Raw genomic sequence first — 18,583 nt, 5'->3', positions numbered from 1 at the left:
CTTGGGGGCTGGCCTTATGGGGCCCAGGCCTTATGAGGGACCGGCTCTACGGGCCCGCTCTACGGGGTTCCGGCCGTTTGCGGCGTCCCGTCTTCCGGCGCCTTGTCGGCTTCCGGTGCCGCGCCCCGCGCAACCGTCCCGCCGCCCTCCTCCGCCTCTGTCCCGGCCTTCGCCGCCATCGCGGCCCGTACGGCCGCCACCGCCGCCCGCGCGTCATCGGCGTGGAACCGCACCGTACGGACCGTCTCCCGCTGCCCCAACAGCCGTACGGCCACCACCGGTTCGGTCAGCTCGACGGTGACCGACGTCTGACCCGCGACCGCCAGCTCGGCCACCCCGCTCCCGTCCCCGCCTCCGCTTCCGTCCCCGTCCTTCTGCGGCTCCCGGGAGAACCGGAGGTCGTAGCGGACCGAGGCGATCCGCTCCAGCGGTATCCGGATCTCCCGCCGCGCACCGTCCCGCAGCCGCAGCGCCTCCGCCCCCAGCACATGCGGCCGGGAGACCGCCGCCGCCTGAAGCCCCAGCACCGTCAGCACCGTGTACACGTCGATGAACAGCATCACCTCGTGTACCACCGGCTTCCCGGCGAGCAGCACCGCGAGCCCGACCGTCTCCACCAGACACACGAACGCCAGCCCGTAGACCAGCGCCGCCTGCGCCCCCGCATACGCCAGGGCCCGCTCACCCGGTGCCACCCCGATCCGCCGCCGGGCCACCCACCACCCCAGGCTCAGCAGCCACCGCCCCTCATGGGCGGCCAGCCGCCGCAGCGCGGTACCCCGGCTCATCGCGCCCGCTCCGCGACCAGCTGGATCGCCCGGCGCACGGCCCTGGCCTGCGCGGGCGCGAAATCCGCGTAGTACGCCGCCATGAACCCGCCGTCCGCCTCCGCACCCGGCCCGGCGGCGTGCTCCCACTTCTCCGCGCCGAGCTCCGCGACCACCGCGTCCGGAATGCAGTCGGCGAGCGCCCGAGCGGCCTCTTCCACCCGCCGGTCCTCCACCCCGGCCCCCGCCAGCGCGTCCAGCAACCCGTACACCTCGTACGCCCGCTCCATCGCCCCCGGTGCCGAGGTCGCCTTGCTGAGCATCTCCACCATCCGCTTGCTCTCCCCCTCCTCGCCCGCCGACTCCAGCAGCGCCAGAATCTCCCGCTCCTTCGACGCCAGGACGGGCTCCGGCCCCGGCCGTGCCGCCGAGGTACGTGCCATCTCCGCGAAGAACGCCGCCAGTTCGTCCGAAACGGGTCCCTCGGCGGGCAGCCCGCCGTGCTCCTCGGCCTGCCGCCGCACGGCCGCCAGCCGGGCCCGCCGCACCCGGAGCTCCTCCTCCTGGCGGGCCAGATCCGCGTCCAGCTCGTCCAGCACCTCGTGCAGCTCGCGTCCCGCGTCGTCGGCGAGCACGTCCCGCACCTCGTCCAGCCCGAGCCCCAGCTCGGTCAGCCGCCGCACCCGCGCGAGCGCGACCGCGTCCCGCAGCCCGTAGTCCCGGTAGCCGTTGGCCCGGCGCTCCGGCTCGGGCAGCAGCCCGAGATGGTGGTAGTGGCGTACGGCACGGGTGCTGATCCCGATCAGACCTGCGAGCTCACCGATTCTCATGCGCTCAGTAGAAACGTTGCCGCTGCGACAAGGTCAAGCACGCCCGTCCGGAAGCGGGGGCGGGGGAGGGGCCTGGCCTGGCGGGGACCGGTGCCCCCTACGGGTAGCATGGTCGGCACGGCGGACGAGCCGGCCGGACGGCCGCGTGGGGATCTCACGATCCTCCCGAGGAACGTCCGGGCTCCACAGGGCAGGGTGGTGGGTAACGCCCACCCGGGGTGACCCGCGGGACAGTGCCACAGAAAGCAAACCGCCGGAGGCTTCGGCCTCCGGTAAGGGTGAAACGGTGGTGTAAGAGACCACCAGCCTCCGAGGTGACTCGGAGGGCTAGGTAAACCCCACCCGGAGCAAGGTCAAGAGGGGGCATCGGCTGATGCCCCTGCGCGGACGACCGAGGGCTGCCCGCCCGAGTCCGCGGGTAGACCGCACGAGGCTGCCGGCAACGACAGCCCTAGATGGATGGCCGTCTCCCCCCGGCCCGCAAGGACCGGGGGCGACAGAACCCGGCGTACAGGCCGACTCGTCCGCCATCACCGTCCTGACCAGGGGAACACCTGGTCAGGGCCAGCACCTCGGCCAGCAAGGCCGGATGCTCTTCATCAGAGCGCCGTTCGCCCCTTCTCCTTGAGTTCGGCCAGTACCTTCCTGCTGGCAGCTGTAAAAGGGTGATCAGTTCCGAGGCTGTTCGTCCGCCGTTCCACGACGTCATTCATCAGCTGCACTGCCGCCTCGAAGTGTCCGAGTGCTCCTTGAATGCGCGCATAGAGCTGTTGCGCCGAAAGCGCGATGGGGTAGTCCGGCCCAAACCGCCGTTCATACGTTTCCGTGGCGAGACGGATCTCCTCATCGGCCTCCTCGAAGTGCCCGAGTACGTAAAGCGCCCAGGCATGGTTATGCCGTGCCCCCAGTGTGACCGTGTGGTCCGGGCCGAGGTGCCGCTCGCATTCCGCGGGCAAGGAAAGCAAGGCGGCGTTACCTTCCCTTTCGAGTTCGTCCGCAGGCAGCATCGCCAGCAGGCTGGCCTGGGAACGCAGGGTCAAGGGATGCGCAGGCCCGAGAGCTGACTGCCGGCCCGTGATCGTGGCGTGGAGCAGGGACAGCGCCTCTTCCTTCCGGCCGCGGTTTCCCAGCACCAGTTGAAGCCCGTGGCCACTGTCCAGAGTGTCCGGGTCGTGGGCGCCGAACAGCCGCTCCTGTTCGCTTCGGACCTCGCGCAGCAGCGGTTCGGCCTCCGCGTATTTTCCCAGTCGGAACAGTGCCCGGCCGGCTCTGGAACGCGCAGCCAAAACCAGACGGTGCTCCGAGCCGAGGGTTCGCTCCGAGAGTGCTACCGCACCATGGGCGGTCTCCCAGGCGGACAGGTAGTCCCCCGTGCGGTGCAGGGCAGTGGCCAATCGAGTCGAGATACCGACCATGTCGGCCAATGTTACGGACGTTGCGGCACGCTGCAACAAGGCGATGGCGTGGGGGCTGAGCAGTCGCAGATGCGGGTCTTCCGGTCCGGCGTCAGGCAGTTGCGGAATCGCAGCGTCCAGCAGCCGGCAAGCCGTCGAGTCGAGTTGGGCAAGACAGTCCGGTGGCGTGGCGGAGGCGACGCTGTCGAGCAGTACGCCGTGGCTCTGAACGCATCGCACACCAACGCTGACCAGCTCAGTGAGCGATTGGTCGAGCAACGCTCGCAGCGCGGTTTCCGTGCGGGCCCGAGGGAGGACGCCACTGATTTCGGGACGGTTCAGCAGGGACAACGGCAGTGGCTCCGGAGCGAAACGGGCAAGCAGACGAAGCAGCGTCACCGCCTCGGGCAGGCCGCGCGCCTCGAACGCGTCGAGTGTGAGTTGCCAGGTACGCCCTACCAGGTGACGTGGGTCTACTTCCGACAAGAGGTCAGCTCCTTGGTCGATGAGCTCGACTGGTTCTCCTTCCTCGAGGTGGCGCCGGTAAGCGTCCATCGTCCAGGGATCGAGCACCTGGTGGGACAGGAAGCCGCCCGCCAGCGTCAGCGCGAGCGGCAGCCGGCCGAGTCTGTCTGCGATCTCCGCAGCCTGCGTCAGAGTGCCGCTCTGCGGCGCCAGGTCGCACAGCACACGTGCGGCGTCTTCCCTCGGCAGTACCCCGATGTGTTGCAACTCCGCTCCCGGCCACCAGCGAGCGGCCGCCCGACGCGTCGTGACCACGACGATGCCGCCGGGGCTGGTGCGCAGCCAGCTTCCATCCCTCAGGATCTCGGGGTCATCCGCGTTGTCCAGCACCAGCAGCCACGGCTCGGGGGACCGGTCGAGGTGTTCCCACACGACATCGGCGCCAGGGCGCAGGCCGTTGCGAGCAGCCAACAGCTCGCCGTCCGTGGCACCACGGTCGGCGGCAACGGCGAACATGCCGGAGCGCAGGCTTGCACGATCGGCGGCGTTCACCCACAGACCGACACGACCGCTGACCTCCGTGGCGAACTGAAAGATGGCGCAGGCGACAGCGGTCTTGCCGCAACCTCCCATGCCGTGGAGCACAAAGGCCTGGCCGTCACCTCCTTCCGCGACACCGGCCCGTAAACGTTCGAGCACTTCGGCGCGGTCGCGCAGAACCACGGGTGTCCGGCCCACTGCCGGGCGTCGAACCGAGTCCGGGCCGGCCAGGCCGGGTTCATCGCTGCCGTGGTAGTGGTACTCGCTGATGTGCTGGTCGCGCGATGACTGGTAGACGCGGCCGCCCATCTCGGCATGGCCGTCCATCGCACCTCTCATCGCTCAGTGATGTGCATGTCCCGGCCGGCTTGATAGACACGCGCCCGCTCGGACGCGGTGGCGTGCTGAGTGATCGGCGCGTACGTAGCGGCCTCCGAACCGGCGTCGTCAAGCAACCTGCGAAGGCCCTCGACGGCCTCTGGCCGGGCGAGCAACAGTCGGCGGAGATGCCCCTGCCACTGCAAGCACAGCTCATGCAGCATCTCTTGGTCAGCCGCCGAGTGAGCGCGGAGCGCCTCTTCGCGACTCGTGTCCAATTCATCGGAAACAATGTGCGCCCTGTCAGGCTGCAGACGCTGCCACAGACGAGTGAACCCTTCGCGGGTGTGTTGCCATGCCTCGGTTGTCATCAGAGTGACCAGGGTGGTTCCAGCGGTCTGTGCGAACGATGTCAATTCCGGATTCATGGCTCCCCCACCTGCATCGCTACTGCTCTGAGTTTCGGACAAGTCCATAAGTCGGACCATCGAAGTCCTGGGCCCGTGCAGCCGCCCAAGGCCAGCATGTTTGCACCACCGAACTGAACGAGCAAGCGACCTTCGATGGGATATTCCTATGGCATATCCCATGATGCCCCTGCGGGCCCGGTGTGCGCTCTGGCTGCATCGGCCTTCAGGGGCTAAGCTCAAAACGCTCCAAATCGACCGAGGAGAGGGGTAGTTATGGCGAGGCCCTGGGAAGCCGACCCGACAACGCAGTTCAAAAGGCGGCTGGGTAAATCCCCGCAGGAGTTAGGGAATACGACAGACAACCCTGACTGTCCTGACATTTGGGAGCTGGAGAACGGAGATGTCGCCATCATCGGCAGGGATCTGACAGACTCGCTCGGCAAAAGCCTTCCGGCGGGCGTTTCGGTAGGGAGCGACGAACGGCTCGTCGTCATCCCGAGGAACATGATGGTAGCGGCCAAGCCGGACATTCCCAATGTTTGATTCGTTCCAGGGTGGCACCTCAGAGCGCTTGGACCGGCCGAGCTACCACGAGGACTTTCGTCGCCATTATGAGGGCGGCATCCGCTTCCTGAAGAAGCTTGAGCGTGGGCAGTGCTTCAAGGAGCGAGGCTTTCCCAGTTGGGAAGCTTTTGCCGCCGGCGAGTGGGACAGGGCGCTCTCTTTGATCGAAGAGAAGCGTGAAATCTATGCTGCCCAGTTCCGGAAGGCTGCAGAGCTCGGCATTCTGGAGCGTCGGCTCAGGGTGGTGGAGTTTCCCGTAACTCCGTACGTTCAGTGGGAATTGTTCGTACTTCGCCTTCGGGTGGAATTGGGTGACAACATCCGGGTGATGGATGCCCGCAAGATCTCAGACGTCGAAGCCGACCACCTGGTACCCGAGGTGGTGATTCTTGGCGATGAGGTGATGTACGAGGTGGTGTACGACGACGATGGGAACGCGGCGGGAGCCAATCGCATCACGGATCACGTGACGATTGAAGAAACCTCTGAAGGCTTCGATGCGCTCTATCATCGAGGGGAAGATTTCACAGAGTTCTTCGACCGGGAAATCGCGCCACTCGATCCCCCGGTCTTCGCCACGGAGTAGACGCGGCGTAGGTGCAGGTCAGCCTGCCTTCCGGGGGAAACGCTGACAGCACCGGTGTACAGGCCGGGTGCTGTCAGCCATCACCGTCCTGACCAGGGAATCACCCTGGTCAGGCGTTCGGCGCTCGGTCCGATTGCGGACCCCGGGGCGATGCCGCTGGGACGAGCGGAGATGTCCCTGCGGGGCGGCCCCGAGGCCTGGGGCACACCGGGTGGTGGGTCAGGACGACTGGGCCGTGTTGTACAGGTTCTTCGCGTCGTCGCCGAAGTAGGGGCCGAACATGGTGTTGGGCCAGAACTGGTAGCCGAAGCTGTTCACGGAGGACTGGAGGCCGGTGCCGGTTTTCTCGTCGAAGGAGGTGAACCAGGGGCCGCCGCTGGAGCCGCCGGTCATGTTGCAGGACAGGCTGTGGTCCTGGGAGAACAGCGGGTCCTTGATGGTGGTGCCGCTGCAGTAGATGAGCTTGCTGCCGTCGTAGGGGGCGGCGGCGGGGTAGCCGTAGGCGTACATCGGCTTGCTGTAGCCGGAGTTGAAGGACAGGCCCTGGCCGCCGACGACGTCGGTGAGTTTCTTGCCGTCGAGCGGGGCGACCACCGCGGCGCCGACGTCGTAGTTGATGTCCTCGCTCGCGGTCCACTGGGGGGTGGCGAGCGTCTTGGTCGCCGTCCACTTGCCGTACGGGGACTCGCCGTCGTGGTAGCCGGGGACGAAGGCCCAGTTGGTGTGCCAGGCGCCCTGCAGCTTCACACAGTGCCCGGCGGTGATCACGGTGCTCTTGTTGCCGCTGGTGACCGCGTCGCCGGAGCAGGAGGCGTTGCGGCCCTGGTAGGTGAAGAACACCCGGCCGGTGGTCTTGGTGACGGCGCCGCCGCCGGTCCACGGGCCGCCGGCCTGGGGGAGGGCCCCGGGCGACGCCGCGGGGGCCGCGGGGAGCCGGGGGAGGGTGGGGGACACCTTGAGCGGGGCGCTGCGCGGGACCGCGGCGGAGGCGGACCGCTTCGTGGGGGTGGCGAGGTCCAGGGGAGTGGCGGCGCGCATCCGCTCCGCGGTCCAGTAGGCGCCGAGGGTGGTCTGCGGGGTGTCGGCGTGGTGGAGGGTCTGCGGGGTGGCGGCGCCGGCCTGGCCGGTGGGGAGCAGCAGGGCGAGCAGTGTGCCGGCGGCCGTCAGGGTGCCGAGGGCGACCCGGGATCTGTGCGCGGGGCGCGAGGTGGTGAGGCCGTCAACTGCCGGTATGCCGCGGTCGGTTCGTCTCACACGTGACTCCTTCTGCGGGGGCCGCGTACGGCGGGCGTGCGCGGCCGCGTGGGGACGGGCCGCGCGGGGCGGCCCGGCAGACGAGTGGTGCGGATTCGAGCGAAGCGTCTGCCGCCGCGCCGCGCCGCGGACGGTCGTCCGGCCGGGGTGCGAGGGCAGGCTCATAGGGTGCCACCGGAAGGGGAAAGTGGGCAGGGGTCGTACGGGATTCGACGCCGAGGGGCTCGCCGCCGGGCCCGTTGGGGCAGTGGGTTTCCTCGGGCCCGGCGATCGCCGCCGTCTCCTCAACCCCGTCCGATGTACGGCATGTTGGTGGCCATCACCGTGGCGAACTGGACGTTGGCGGTCAGGGGCAGTGCCGCCATGTGGACGACCGTGCGGGCGACGTCGGCCGCGTCCATCACCGGCTCGACCGCCAGCTGTCCGTTCGGCTGCAGGATGCCGGTCTGCATCCGGTCGGTCATCTCGGTCGCCGCGTTGCCGATGTCGATCTGGCCGCAGGCGATGTCGTACGGGCGGCCGTCCAGGGAGAGCGACTTGGTCAGGCCGGTCATCGCGTGCTTGGTGGCGGTGTACGCGATGGAGTGCGGGCGCGGGGTGTGCGCGGAGATCGAGCCGTTGTTGATGATCCGTCCGCCCTGTGGCTCCTGGGCCTTCATGGCGCGGAACGCGGCCTGGGCGCAGAGGAAGGCGCCGGTGAGGTTGGTGTCGACGACCGCGCGCCAGTCGTCGTAGCCGAGTTCCTCCAGCGGCGCGGGCGGGCCGAAGGTGCCCGCGTTGTTGAAGAGCAGGTCGAGCTGTCCGAACCGCTCGTGGACGGCGGCGAACAGGGAGTCGACCTGCTCGGGGCGGGTGACATCGGTCGGTACCGTCATGATCGCGGGGCTGTCGGGGGTGGTCGGGCCCGCCAGTCGGGCGGTCTCCGCCAGCGCCTCCGCGCGCCGCCCGGCCAGCACCACCGTCCAGCCGGCGGCGGCCAGCGCGAGCGCGACGGCCCGCCCGATGCCGGAGCCGGCGCCGGTGACCACGGCGACCTGCCGGGGTGCCGCCCCGTCCTGCCGTGCCTCCTGGGCCGCCGGTGCCGTCCGGGTGGTCTGCCCGCCGCGTGAGGACGGTGCCGGCAGCGTGGGCCGGGGCGCCGTCGCCGTGCCGCCCACCTGCCCGGCCCGTGCCGTCGGTGTCGTCCGCGCTGTCCCTGCCGGCTCTGTGTTCTCTGCCATGGCGGCAGCGTAAACGGCGTACGGGCGGCGCACGGGACGTCGTCGCCGCCGACTCAGCCCGCGGTGTGGAAGCGCCGCAGCACCGCGGCCTTGGTGGCGGTGAACTCCTCCTCGGTGAGGGTGCCGTCGCGGCGCAGTTCGCCCAGTTCGCGCAGCCGGCGCAGCAGCGCGTCGTGGTCCTCGGCGGGGGCGGCGGCCGGGGCGGGAGCGGCCGGGGCGGCAGGGGCGGGCGGTGCGGACGCGGGCGGTGCGGCGGGCGTGCGGGGGACGGCCCGGGGCGCGGTCAGGGAGGCGGCCGGGGCCGCGGTCCGCAGGGACCTCTCCGTGGCGGCCGACGGATGCGGCAGCCGCACCGCGACCGCGGCCGCCAGCAGCGCGGTGGTGCCGCTCTCCTTCTTGAAGCCCCACAGCTCGATGGAGTCGGGGTCGTTCTCCGGCGCGAGCCGTTCCGCCGCCCCGCGCGTCCGGAAGCGGAGATAGCCCGACTCCAGCCCGGCGGCGGCCCGCCACTCCACCGCCTCCAGCGTGGCCAGCGGAAGGGTCCTGGGGCCGTGGCACCGCTTGGTCTCGCTGGTGTTCCAGCGCCATTCGATGTGCACCCGTTCCCCGTCGAAGGCGGCGACACCGTCCACCCCGGCGGCCGACAGCGGGACGGCCGGACCGGGCAGCAGATAGCGGTCGGCCGGGCCGTCCGGAAGCTGCTCCAGCATCAGGGCCTGGCGCACCGTGTCCACGAAGTACTCGGCGACCGCGACCCGTCCGGCATCGACCGCCAGCCGGTACGGGTTCGCCTCGTCCGGCAGCCCGCCGCCGGTGACCTGGAGCAGCGGGTCGGCGCCGTCCCGCAGCCGCAGTCGCAGCCGTCCGCCCCTGCGGCCCGGCTCGTGGGCGATGCCCGCCAGCGCGGCCAGAGGCACCGTGAATTCGCCCAGGTCACGGCGGAGTTGGTGCACTCCGCGCTCGCGCCCCGCCACGATGCGTACGGCATCGCCGTCGAAGGTCCAGATGCCGTCGCGCACCATCAGTTCAGCCATGCCCCGAATGCTACGGAGGCCCGGCCGGTGCCGTGATTGTCCGACCGTGTCCGGTGCGGGCCCAGTCCTCATCCAGCTGTCATGTATGTGACGTGCACGGGACAGCGCCACGCCGTCCCGCGCCCCTGGAATGGCTCCCCTACGGGCTCTGCGACAACCACCTCCAGGGGAGGGCCAGATGACGCACCACGCACCGCACGAGCAGGAGATCCGGGCCGCCGCCGCACACTTCGGCCGCCGCCGCTTCCTCACCACCACCGGGGCCGCCGCCGCGCTCGCCTTCGCGACCAACCTGCCGGGCGCGGGCGCCGCCCACGCCGCCGAGGCCGATGCGCGGAAGATCACCGAGAACCCCTTCACGCTCGGCGTCGCCTCCGGTGACCCGCAGCCCGGCTCCGTCGTGCTGTGGACCCGCCTCGCCCCGCGTCCGTACGAGCCCGGCAACGGCCTCCCGGACGCCAGGGTCACGGTCCGCTGGGAGGTCGCCTACGACGAGCAGTTCAAGCGGCTGGCCGGCCAGGGCCGCGCCGACGCCCACCCGGAGTTCAACCACTCGGTGCACATCGAGCCCACCGGTCTCGCGCCCGACCGCGTCTACTACTACCGCTTCCGCGCCGGCAGCTGGATCAGCCCGGTCGGCCGCACCCGCACCGCCCCCGCCCGCAGCGCCCGGATCTCCGAACTGAAGCTCGCCGCGGTCTCCTGCCAGGCCTACCACGACGGCTACTTCACGGCCTACCGGCACCTGGCCGAGGAGGACCTCGACGTCGTCTTCCACCTCGGCGACTACCTCTACGAGTACCCGGTCGGCGCGAACGGCGGAGCCCGCAACTACACCGACCGCGCACTCCCCGCCGTCTTCAACCGCGAGACGGTCACGCTGGAGGACTACCGGCTGCGCTACGCCCTCTACAAGTCCGACCCCGACCTCCAGGCCGCGCACGCCGCCCACCCCTTCATCGTCACCTGGGACGACCACGAGGTGGAGAACAACTACGCCTCCGACATCAGCGAGGACAACCTCCCGCCCGCCGAGTTCCTCGTCCGCCGGGCCGCCGCCTACCGCGCGTACTGGGAGAACCAGCCGCTGCGCCGCCCCCAGCGCCCCCAGGGCGCCGACGCCCGGCTCTACCGCCGTCTCCAGTATGGGCAGCTCGCCCAGTTCGACATCCTCGACACCCGCCAGTACCGCTCCGACCAGGCCTACGGCGACGGCTGGCACGCCCCGGGCCCGGAGTCGCTGGACCCCGCGCGCACCCTGACCGGCGCCGCCCAGGAGCGCTGGCTGCTCGACGGCTGGCGGCAGTCCTCCGCACGCTGGAACGTGCTGCCGCAGCAGGTCACCTTCTCCGAGCGGCGCAACGCCACCGGCCCCGGCTACCAGCTGAGCATGGACGCCTGGGACGGCTACGCGGCCTCCCGCGACCGGGTGCTGAAGGGCGCCGAGTCGGCGGGCGTGGACAACCTCGTCGTCCTCACCGGCGACGTACACGTCCACTACGCCTTCGACATCAAGAAGGACTTCAAGGACCCCGGCTCGCGCACCGCGGGGGTGGAGCTCGTCACCACGTCGATCGCCAGCGGCAAGGACGGCGCGGACAAGCCCGCCAACTGGGACACCTACCTGGCCGCCAACCCGCACCTGAAGTTCTACAACGGCCGGCGCGGCTACCTCGCCGTCACCCTGGACCAGGACACCGCCCGCGCCGACTACCGCACGGTGTCCGCCGTCACCACCCCCGGGGCGCCGGTGCGCACCGCCGCCTCCTTCGTCTCCGAGGCGGGCGACCCGGGGCTGAAGCCGGCCTGATCCGGGACATCCGTCCTAGGCCCAAAGGACCGGTCCGAAACCGGTCGGAAGCCGTCACACGCGTGACACCATGGTGCAGCCATCTATCCCATGGAGACCCGTATGACGGAGCCCGGCGCGGCCGAGACCCAGGACCTTCCCGACATAGCCGAGCGGGGCGCGGCAGCAGCACCGGCCGCGTCCCGCCGCACCAGCCTCCTCGTCACCCTCGTCCTCGGCGGCCTCACGGCGGTCCCGCCGCTCTCCATGGACATGTACCTCCCGGCCCTGCCGCAGGTCACCTCCGCCCTGCACAGCCCGGCCGCCACCGTCCAGCTCACCCTCACCACCTGCCTGGCGGGCATGGCGCTGGGCCAGATGATCGTCGGCCCGATGAGCGACAAGTGGGGGCGCCGCCGCCCGCTGCTGGCCGGCATGGTGATCTACGTCCTGGCCACCGCCCTGTGCGCGCTCGCCACCAACGCCGAACTCCTCATCGCCTTCCGCCTGTTGCAGGGGCTGGCGGGCGCGGCCGGCATCGTCATCGCGCGGGCCGTGGTCCGCGACCTGTACGACGGCGTGGCGATGGCCCGGTTCTTCTCCACCCTGATGCTGATCTCCGGGGTGGCGCCGGTCGTCGCCCCGCTCATCGGCGGCCAGATCCTGCGGTTCACCGACTGGCGCGGCGTGTTCGTCGTCCTCACCGCCGTCGGGGTGGCGCTCACCCTCGTGGTGTGGCGCAAGCTCGACGAGACGCTGCCGCCCGCGCGCCGGCACTCCGGCGGCCTCGGCCAGACCCTGCGCACCATGCGCGATCTGCTCGCCGACCGGGTCTTCTCCGGCTACGTCCTGGTCGGCGCCTTCGCGTTCGCCGCCCTCTTCGCCTACATCTCCGCCTCGCCGTTCGTGGTGCAGGAGATCCACGGGGCCTCGCCGCAGGTCTTCAGCCTGCTCTTCGGCCTCAACTCGGTCGGCCTGGTGGCCCTCGGCCAGATCAACGGCAAGCTGCTGGTCGGCCGGGTCCGCCTGGACAAGGTGCTGGGCACCGGCCTGGCGCTGATCACGCTCGCCGCGACCGCCCTGCTCCTGATGTCCGCCGGTGTCTTCGGGCCCGTCGGTCTGGCCCCGACGGCCGCCGGCCTCTTCGTCCTGATGGCCTCGATGGGCCTGGTCATGCCGAGCACCAACACCCTGGCGCTGCTGCGCACCCCGCACGCGGCCGGCTCCGCCTCCGCGCTGCTGGGCACCTCCACCTTCCTCCTCGGCTCGGTGGCCTCCCCGCTGGTGGGTATCGCGGGCGAGCGGACGGCCGTACCGATGGCCCTCGTACAGCTCTCCTGCGCCGTGTTGGCGCTCGTGAGCTTCCTGGGAATGTGCCGCCCGTGGCAGCGTAGGGGGGACAGCAACGGGAGCACGGCGGGCGAGAGGACCAGGCTCTGAACGCAACGGCACTCACCTACGGCACACCGGCCCGCGCGGGCCTGGACCCCGGCTGGATCGAACGGCTGGTCCGCGGGGTGCGGGCGCTGCCCGAGGGCCGGCCGCCCTGGGCCCCCGGCGTCGTCGTGCTGGCCGGCCGGGGCGCGGTCGTCGCCGCCGAGGCCGCCGCCGGCTGGGCACTGCGCCACCGGGCCTACGACCCCGAGCACGACCGCGCCGTCGATCTGCCCCGCGACCAGTGGGAGCCGATGCGGGTCGGCACGGTCTTCGACCTCGCCTCGCTCACCAAGCTCTTCACCGCCGTCGCCGCGCTCCAGCAGGCCGAACGCGGCCGGCTGACCCTCGACGACGAGGTCCGGACCGAGCTGCCCGCCTTCGCGACCGGCATCACCGTCCGGCAGCTGCTCACCCACACCTCGGGACTCGCCCCCGAGCTCCCCTTCTACGACCACCGGGACCGCGCCGCCCAACTGGCGCTGCTGTGGCGGGAGGCAGCCGCCCCGAGCGGCGGCCGGGCCCCCGTCCACCGCTACTCCGACCTCAACCTCATCGCCCTCCAGCTGATCCTGGAGCAGCGCACCGGGCACCGGCTCGACGCCCTGATCCGCGAGGGCATCACCGGCCCGCTGGGCATGACCAGCACCTCGTACGGGCCGCTGGCACCGCAGGGCGTCGCCGCCACCGAGGACCAGCGGCGGCCCTGGGCCAAGGCGGACCGCGGCATGATCCGCGGCGAGGTGCACGACGAGAACGCCTGGGCGCTGGGCGGCGTCGCCGGCCACGCCGGGCTCTTCTCCACCGCCCAGGACCTGGCCGTCCTGTGCCGCACCCTGCTCAACGGCGGCTCCTACGGCACCGCCCGGATTCTCCGCCCCGGCACCGTCGCCGCCCTCCTCGACCCGCCCGGCCTCGGCTTCGGCGTCGACCAGCCGTACTTCATGGGCGAGTTGGCGGGCCGCGGCGCGGCCGGGCACACCGGCTTCACCGGCACCAGCCTGGTCCTGGACCGGGCCACCGACACCTTCCTCGTCCTGCTCGCCAACACCGTCCACCCCCGCCGCCGGGACGGCGGCAGCGCGCCGCGCGCCGCGGCCGCCACCCGGCTGGCCCGTGCGGCGGCCCGCGGCTGACCAGGCGGGGCACGCCGCGGGGCGCCGTAGAATTTCCCCCATGCACGAGGAACTGCGCGCCGCACTGGCGGGCCTGCTCGACGGCCTGCCGCCCAAACAGGCCGCGCAGGCAGTCGACCGGCTGATCACCAACTACCGGGGCCGCACGCCCACCGACGCCCCGGTCCTGCGCGACCGCGCGGACGTCGCCGCGTACGCCGCCTACCGCATGCCGGCCACCTTCGAAGCCGTACGGGCCGCGCTGACCGCCTTCGCCGCCCGGGTCCCGGACTGGTCGCCGGCCACCCATGTGGACATCGGCGGCGGCACCGGCGCCGCCACCTGGGCCACCGCCGCCACCTGGGAAGGCCACCACAGCACCGTCCTGGACTGGGCCCAGCCCGCCCTGGACCTCGGCCGGGAGCTGGCCGCCAGGACGGTCCCCGACAGCACCTGGAAACGGCAGACCATCGGCGAGGGCCTCACCGTCCCCGACGGCACGGACCTGGTCACGGTCTCCTACGTCCTGGGCGAACTCCGCCCCGAGGACCGCCGCGCCGTCGTCGCCGCGGCCGCCGCGGCCCGCGCCGTCGTCCTGATCGAACCCGGCACCCCCGACGGCTACCTCCGCATCCGCGAGGCCCGCACCCAGCTCATCGAGGCCGGCCTGCGCATCGTCGCCCCCTGCCCGCACAGCGACACCTGCCCCATAGTCCCCGGTGAAGACTGGTGCCACTTCTCCGCCCGGGTCAGCCGCTCCTCCCTCCACCGCCAGGTCAAGGGCGGCTCCCTCCCGTACGAGGACGAGAAGTTCAGCTACGTCGCCGCCACCACCCTCGACGCCACCCCCGCGCCGGCCCGCGTCGTCCGCAAGCCCCAACTCCGCAAGGGCCAGGTCCTCCTGGACCTGTGCACCGCCCACGAGTCCCTGCAGCGGACCACGGTCACCAAGCGCCAGGGCACCCACTACCGCACCGCCCGCGACACATCCTGGGGCGACCCCTGGCCCCAGGACTGACCCCACACCCCCTCCCGCCGAAGCCACGGCGGGCAGGCCGAAAAGAGTGGGAAGAAAATCGGCGGGCGATGTCGAGAAGCCGCGCCTCGCTCCGTCCCCGGGGTGAACGCGACCACAATGGGTCGCACCCGCACCGAGGAGACTCACGATGGCCAAGTACCTGCTGCTCAAGCACTACCGCGGCGCTCCGGCGGCGGTGAACGACGTGCCCATGGAACGGTGGACGCCGGAAGAGATCTCGGCACACGTGCAGTACATGAACGACTTCGCGGCCCGGCTGGAGAAGACCGGCGAGTTCGTCGACGGCCAGGCGCTCGCCCCCGAGGGGTCGTGGGTCCGGTACGACGGCGAGGGGCGCCCGCCGGTCACCGACGGCCCGTTCGCCGAGACCAAGGACCTCATCGCCGGCTGGATGGTGATCGACGTCGACAGCCATGACCGCGCCGTCGAGCTGGCCGGGGAACTGTCGGCCGCCCCCGGAGCAGGCGGGAAGCCGATCCACGAGTGGCTGGAGGTGCGCCCGTTCCTGACCGCGTCGCCCACCATCACGGAGTGCCACTGAGGTGGACGAGGTCCTGCTGAGGAGCCTCACGCCCAGCGTCCTCGCGATCCTCGTCCGCCGTGGAGCCGACTTCGCGGCGGCCGAGGACGCGGTACAGGACGCCCTGGTCGAGGCCCTGCGGACCTGGCCGGCCGACCCTCCGCGGGACCCGAAGGGCTGGCTGGTCACCGTGGCCTGGCGCCGGTTCCTCGACGCGACCCGGGCGGACGCCGCCCGCCGCCGGCGCGAGGACCGTCTCGACGAGGAGCCGGCGCCCGGGCCCGCGCCGGCGGTGGACGACACACTCCAGCTCTACTTCCTGTGCGCCCACCCGTCGCTCACCCCGTCGTCCGCGGTCGCGCTCACGCTGCGCGCCGTCGGCGGACTGACCACCCGCCAGATCGCCCGGGCCTACCTGGTGCCCGAGGCGACCATGGCGCAGCGCATCAGCCGGGCCAAGCGCACCGTCTCCGGGGCGAGGTTCGACCGGCCCGGTGACGTCGCCACCGTGCTGCGCGTCCTCTACCTGGTCTTCAACGAGGGCTACTCCGGTGACATCGACCTCGCCGCCGAGGCCATCCGGCTCACCCGGCAGCTCGCGGCCGCGATCGACCACCCCGAGGTGGCGGGGCTGCTCGCCCTCATGCTGCTCCACCATGCCCGGCGCGCGGCCCGGACCGCGCCCGACGGGAGCCTGGTGCCGCTCGCCGAGCAGGACCGCGGCCGGTGGGACACCGCGGTGATCGCCGAGGGCGTCGCGATCCTGCAGGCGGCTCTCGCCCGCGACCGGCTGGGCGAGTTCCAGGCCCAGGCCGCCATCGCGGCGCTGCACGCCGACGCGCCCACCGCCGAGGAGACCGACTGGGTGCAGATCGTCGAGTGGTACGACGAGCTGGTGCGGCTGACCGACAGCCCGGTGGTCCGGCTCAACCGCGCGGTGGCCGTGGGCGAGGCCGACGGGCCGCGCGCGGGCCTGGCCGAGCTCGCCGCACTGGACGACTCGCTGCCCCGCCACACCGCCGTGGCGGCCTACCTCCACGAGCGCGACGGCGACCCGGCGACAGCGGCACGGCTCTACGCCGAGGCGGCCCACAAGGCCACCGACCTCGCCGAACGCGACCACCTGACCCGCCAGGCCGCCCGCCTCAACACCCGCGGACGCCACTGACGGGCGCGGCAGCGCCGGCAACCCCACCCACGGCGGGAAGCTCCCCGAACCCACCACGCCGGGACAGCCGAAAACGTGCGCCCGCGCCACAGCCGACCCCACCGCGGCGGGGCAGCCGAAAGCGTGGGAAGTCACCCCACCCGCAGCTCCCCCGTCACGCACTTCACGCTCCCGCCGCCCTTCAGCAGCTCGGTCAGGTCCATCCCGATCGGCTCGTACCCCCGCTCCCGCAGCGGCGTGAAGAGCCCCACCGCCGCCTGCGGGAGCAGCACATGGTGCCCGTCGGACACCGCGTTCAGCCCGAAGGCGGCCGCGTCGGCCGGGCCGGCGAGCAGCGCGTCGGGGAACAGCCGCGCCAGCACCGCCCGGCTCCCGGGGGAGAACGCGCCGGGGAAGTACATGACCTCCGCGCTCCCCGGCTCCGTGCCGCCGGGGTCGAGCACGCACAGCGCCGTGTCGAGGTGGTAGTAGCGGGGGTCGACCAGATCGAGGCCGATCACCGGGCGGGCGAAGTACTCCTGGGCCTCGGCGTGGGACAGCGGACTGCTGCGGAAGCCGCGGCCGGCCAGCAGCCAGGACCCGGTGACCGCGAAGTCGCCCTCGCCCTCGTTGACGTTCTGCGGCTCCCGTACGGCGTCGAACCCGTGGCCGCGGTACCAGGCGGCGTGCACCGCGGCCTCGCCGTGCCGTTCGGCGAAGGCGAACCGCGCGCCGAGGACCCGGCCGTCCACGACGGTGGCCCCGTTGGCGGCGAAGACCATGTCGGGGAAGGCGGGGTGCGGCGGCAGCTCGTGGACGGTGTGGCCGAGCGCGCGGTAGCGGTCGCGCAGGTCCTCCCACTGGGCCTGGGCGAGAGCGAGGTCCACGGGCTTGTCGGGGTCCATCCAGGGGTTGATGGAGTAGCTGACCCGGAAGTACGTGGGCGGGCACATCAGAAAGCGCCGGGGGGTGGCGCTGCGCCGGGAGGTACGCAAGGAGGGCTCCGCACGGTGGTCGCACTGGGGGCGGGTACGTGATCCCGTACCCGCCCCCACATCGTCCGCCGCGCGGAGCCCCCGTGCCGCGGCCCGTGCACCGTTCGGGTGGCCCCGGCGCACCCCCAGCGGTCCCGGCCCCGACGGGCTCGCCCCCGCCGAGCCGTCCCCAGCCGGGCCCGCCCCAGGCCGCACGCCCGCCCCGCCCGGTCACTCCTTCCGGGCCCGCTCCTGGAATCTGCGCAGCAGTTCCTCGCGCCGGTCCGCCTCGGTCCGCCCCCGGCCGCCGCGGCCGGTGCCCCCGCCGCCGCGCAGCGCGCCCCGGGAGAGCTTGTTCCGGGTACCGCCGACGCCGAGCATCCCGCCCGCGTTGCCCTTGCTCATGGGTATCCCCTTCCTCCGACTCAGCGAGACGCTTCGTCTCGCCTTCGACTCCACTATGGGTGAGACGTGGCGTCTCGTCAAGACGATACGTCTCGCCTCTCCCCGGCTAGACTCCGCGCCATGGCGAACAAGACAGCCCCCGACTCCTCCCGCCGCAGCGAACGCTCCCGGCGTGCGATCTTCGATGCCGCCCTCGCCCTCGTCGGCGAGGTCGGCTACGACAAGCTCACGATCGAAGGCATCGCCTCCCGGGCCGGGGTCGGCAAGCAGACGATCTACCGCTGGTGGCCCTCCAAGGCGGCCGTCCTGCTCGACGCGTTCACCGCCGGTGTCGACGACTACTCCACGGAGGGCCTGCCGGACACCGGCGATCTGGCCGCCGACCTGAAGGCCGTGCTGCACGCGACCACCGACGAGTTCAACGATCCGGCCTTCCAGGCCCCCTACCGCGCCCTCGCGGCCGCCGGCGCCAACGACGAGCAGCTCTCCCGCACCTTCGTCGCGCGGATGATGGAGCCCGGCACCCAGCTCTACATCGACCGGCTGCGGGCGGCGCAGGAGGCCGGGGAGATCGCCGCCGGCGCCGATCTGCGGATCGCCGTCGAGATGCTGCTGAGTCCCTTCTCACAGCGCTGGCTGATGCGCACCGGCGAACTGACCTACGACTTCGTCGACACCCTGGTCGACCAGGTGCTCGGGGGAGTGCGCCCGCGCGACTGAGCGGGCCGGGCGGCGGGGCGCCGACGGCATTCGAGCGCCGTCAATGAGCCGAATTGCC

General features: G+C 71.8%; 18 protein-coding genes and 1 other RNA gene. 10 read left to right on the top strand and 9 right to left on the bottom strand.

Annotated elements, in window-relative coordinates:
* Nucleotides 1–59 precede the first annotated feature (59 nt).
* A complete protein-coding gene (locus tag ACWC9R_RS21520; protein WP_450733685.1) occupies nt 60–788 on the bottom strand; it encodes a hypothetical protein in 729 nt (242 codons plus the stop codon).
* Nucleotides 785–1,597, bottom strand: coding sequence for a MerR family transcriptional regulator (locus tag ACWC9R_RS21515; RefSeq protein WP_450733683.1), 813 nt, complete (start codon nt 1,595–1,597; stop codon nt 785–787). Before ACWC9R_RS21515 ends, ACWC9R_RS21520 begins: the two co-directional genes overlap by 4 nt.
* Before the next feature lie 125 nt (nt 1,598–1,722).
* On the opposite strand from ACWC9R_RS21515, the gene rnpB reads away from it, so the two are divergent.
* Nucleotides 1,723–2,124: RNase P RNA component class A (gene rnpB / locus ACWC9R_RS21510), an RNA gene on the top strand.
* A 72-nt stretch (nt 2,125–2,196) separates the two neighbouring features.
* Here rnpB and ACWC9R_RS21505 read toward each other — a convergent pair.
* Together ACWC9R_RS21505 and ACWC9R_RS21500 are read right to left on the bottom strand one after the other, a co-directional pair.
* Nucleotides 2,197–4,323 (bottom strand): tetratricopeptide repeat protein, encoded by a 2,127-nt coding sequence (locus ACWC9R_RS21505; protein WP_450733682.1) that lies wholly within the window; start codon nt 4,321–4,323, stop codon nt 2,197–2,199.
* 8 nt (nt 4,324–4,331) lie between these two features.
* Nucleotides 4,332–4,742, bottom strand: coding sequence for a hypothetical protein (locus ACWC9R_RS21500; protein WP_450733681.1), 411 nt, complete (start codon nt 4,740–4,742; stop codon nt 4,332–4,334).
* 255 nt (nt 4,743–4,997) lie between these two features.
* Between ACWC9R_RS21500 and ACWC9R_RS21495 the strand changes: the two genes are divergently transcribed.
* Together ACWC9R_RS21495 and ACWC9R_RS21490 are read left to right on the top strand one after the other, a co-directional pair.
* Nucleotides 4,998–5,267, top strand: coding sequence for a hypothetical protein (locus tag ACWC9R_RS21495; protein WP_362607614.1), 270 nt, complete (start codon nt 4,998–5,000; stop codon nt 5,265–5,267).
* A complete protein-coding gene (locus ACWC9R_RS21490) occupies nt 5,260–5,874 on the top strand; it encodes a DUF6879 family protein (protein WP_450733679.1) in 615 nt (204 codons plus the stop codon). The genes ACWC9R_RS21495 and ACWC9R_RS21490 overlap by 8 nt, the downstream gene beginning before the upstream one ends.
* Nucleotides 5,875–6,093: 219 nt before the next feature.
* On the opposite strand, the gene ACWC9R_RS21485 is transcribed toward ACWC9R_RS21490, so the two are convergent.
* The 3 genes from ACWC9R_RS21485 to ACWC9R_RS21475 form a co-directional block, all read right to left on the bottom strand.
* Nucleotides 6,094–7,128: a trypsin-like serine peptidase gene (locus tag ACWC9R_RS21485; RefSeq protein ID WP_450733677.1), complete on the bottom strand. Its 1,035-nt coding sequence runs from the start codon at nt 7,126–7,128 to the stop codon at nt 6,094–6,096.
* A gap of 284 nt (nt 7,129–7,412) precedes the next feature.
* Nucleotides 7,413–8,348, bottom strand: coding sequence for an SDR family oxidoreductase (locus tag ACWC9R_RS21480; RefSeq protein WP_450733675.1), 936 nt, complete (start codon nt 8,346–8,348; stop codon nt 7,413–7,415).
* Nucleotides 8,349–8,401: 53 nt separating this feature from the next.
* On the bottom strand, nt 8,402–9,382 hold the full coding sequence (locus tag ACWC9R_RS21475; protein WP_450733674.1) for a DUF4429 domain-containing protein: 981 nt from the start codon (nt 9,380–9,382) through the stop codon (nt 8,402–8,404).
* Nucleotides 9,383–9,560: 178 nt separating this feature from the next.
* Here ACWC9R_RS21475 and ACWC9R_RS21470 point away from each other — a divergent pair, with 178 nt between their 5' ends.
* From ACWC9R_RS21470 to ACWC9R_RS21445, 6 genes are all read left to right on the top strand, one after another.
* A complete protein-coding gene (locus tag ACWC9R_RS21470; RefSeq protein ID WP_450733673.1) occupies nt 9,561–11,192 on the top strand; it encodes an alkaline phosphatase D family protein in 1,632 nt (543 codons plus the stop codon).
* Nucleotides 11,193–11,294: 102 nt separating this feature from the next.
* Nucleotides 11,295–12,611: a multidrug effflux MFS transporter gene (locus ACWC9R_RS21465; RefSeq protein ID WP_450733671.1), complete on the top strand. Its 1,317-nt coding sequence runs from the start codon at nt 11,295–11,297 to the stop codon at nt 12,609–12,611.
* Between the two features lie 77 nt (nt 12,612–12,688).
* On the top strand, nt 12,689–13,741 hold the full coding sequence (locus ACWC9R_RS21460; RefSeq protein ID WP_450733670.1) for a serine hydrolase domain-containing protein: 1,053 nt from the start codon (nt 12,689–12,691) through the stop codon (nt 13,739–13,741).
* Between the two features lie 40 nt (nt 13,742–13,781).
* Nucleotides 13,782–14,738 carry a small ribosomal subunit Rsm22 family protein gene (locus tag ACWC9R_RS21455; RefSeq protein WP_450733669.1) on the top strand — a complete coding sequence of 319 codons (957 nt, stop codon included), beginning with the start codon at nt 13,782–13,784 and terminating at the stop codon, nt 14,736–14,738.
* Nucleotides 14,739–14,886: 148 nt separating this feature from the next.
* The gene (locus ACWC9R_RS21450; protein WP_450733667.1) at nt 14,887–15,300 is read left to right on the top strand and encodes a YciI family protein; all 414 of its coding nucleotides are present in this window, start codon (nt 14,887–14,889) and stop codon (nt 15,298–15,300) included.
* A gap of 1 nt (nt 15,301) precedes the next feature.
* Nucleotides 15,302–16,447, top strand: coding sequence for an RNA polymerase sigma factor (locus ACWC9R_RS21445; protein ID WP_450733666.1), 1,146 nt, complete (start codon nt 15,302–15,304; stop codon nt 16,445–16,447).
* A gap of 131 nt (nt 16,448–16,578) precedes the next feature.
* Here the strand turns inward: ACWC9R_RS21445 and ddaH are convergent, their stop codons facing one another.
* Nucleotides 16,579–17,421 (bottom strand): dimethylargininase, encoded by an 843-nt coding sequence (ddaH, locus tag ACWC9R_RS21440; protein WP_362607634.1) that lies wholly within the window; start codon nt 17,419–17,421, stop codon nt 16,579–16,581.
* Nucleotides 17,422–17,631: 210 nt separating this feature from the next.
* Nucleotides 17,632–17,805 carry a DUF6243 family protein gene (locus ACWC9R_RS21435; RefSeq protein ID WP_450733664.1) on the bottom strand — a complete coding sequence of 58 codons (174 nt, stop codon included), beginning with the start codon at nt 17,803–17,805 and terminating at the stop codon, nt 17,632–17,634.
* A 120-nt stretch (nt 17,806–17,925) separates the two neighbouring features.
* On the opposite strand from ACWC9R_RS21435, the gene ACWC9R_RS21430 reads away from it, so the two are divergent.
* Nucleotides 17,926–18,525: a TetR/AcrR family transcriptional regulator gene (locus tag ACWC9R_RS21430; protein ID WP_450733662.1), complete on the top strand. Its 600-nt coding sequence runs from the start codon at nt 17,926–17,928 to the stop codon at nt 18,523–18,525.
* Nucleotides 18,526–18,583: the final 58 nt, after the last annotated feature.

This window comes from Streptomyces sp. NPDC001219, from assembly GCF_053597915.1.
Note: the sequence above shows the minus strand (reverse complement) of the source record. Positions and strands in the feature narration are given on the sequence as shown.

Excerpts from the sequence above, each read along its gene's own strand:
- ACWC9R_RS21500 (WP_450733681.1), bottom strand. The coding sequence starts at position 4,742 with ATGAATCCGGAATTGACATCGTTCGCACAGACCGCTGGAACCACCCTG.
- ACWC9R_RS21520 (WP_450733685.1), bottom strand. The coding sequence starts at position 788 with ATGAGCCGGGGTACCGCGCTGCGGCGGCTGGCCGCCCATGAGGGGCGG.
- ACWC9R_RS21435 (WP_450733664.1), bottom strand. The coding sequence starts at position 17,805 with ATGAGCAAGGGCAACGCGGGCGGGATGCTCGGCGTCGGCGGTACCCGG.
- ACWC9R_RS21455 (WP_450733669.1), top strand. The coding sequence starts at position 13,782 with ATGCACGAGGAACTGCGCGCCGCACTGGCGGGCCTGCTCGACGGCCTG.
- ACWC9R_RS21465 (WP_450733671.1), top strand. The coding sequence starts at position 11,295 with ATGACGGAGCCCGGCGCGGCCGAGACCCAGGACCTTCCCGACATAGCC.
- ACWC9R_RS21480 (WP_450733675.1), bottom strand. The coding sequence starts at position 8,348 with ATGGCAGAGAACACAGAGCCGGCAGGGACAGCGCGGACGACACCGACG.
- ACWC9R_RS21470 (WP_450733673.1), top strand. The coding sequence starts at position 9,561 with ATGACGCACCACGCACCGCACGAGCAGGAGATCCGGGCCGCCGCCGCA.
- ACWC9R_RS21505 (WP_450733682.1), bottom strand. The coding sequence starts at position 4,323 with ATGGACGGCCATGCCGAGATGGGCGGCCGCGTCTACCAGTCATCGCGC.
- ACWC9R_RS21475 (WP_450733674.1), bottom strand. The coding sequence starts at position 9,382 with ATGGCTGAACTGATGGTGCGCGACGGCATCTGGACCTTCGACGGCGAT.
- ACWC9R_RS21495 (WP_362607614.1), top strand. The coding sequence starts at position 4,998 with ATGGCGAGGCCCTGGGAAGCCGACCCGACAACGCAGTTCAAAAGGCGG.
- ACWC9R_RS21450 (WP_450733667.1), top strand. The coding sequence starts at position 14,887 with ATGGCCAAGTACCTGCTGCTCAAGCACTACCGCGGCGCTCCGGCGGCG.
- ACWC9R_RS21430 (WP_450733662.1), top strand. The coding sequence starts at position 17,926 with ATGGCGAACAAGACAGCCCCCGACTCCTCCCGCCGCAGCGAACGCTCC.
- ACWC9R_RS21490 (WP_450733679.1), top strand. The coding sequence starts at position 5,260 with ATGTTTGATTCGTTCCAGGGTGGCACCTCAGAGCGCTTGGACCGGCCG.
- ACWC9R_RS21515 (WP_450733683.1), bottom strand. The coding sequence starts at position 1,597 with ATGAGAATCGGTGAGCTCGCAGGTCTGATCGGGATCAGCACCCGTGCC.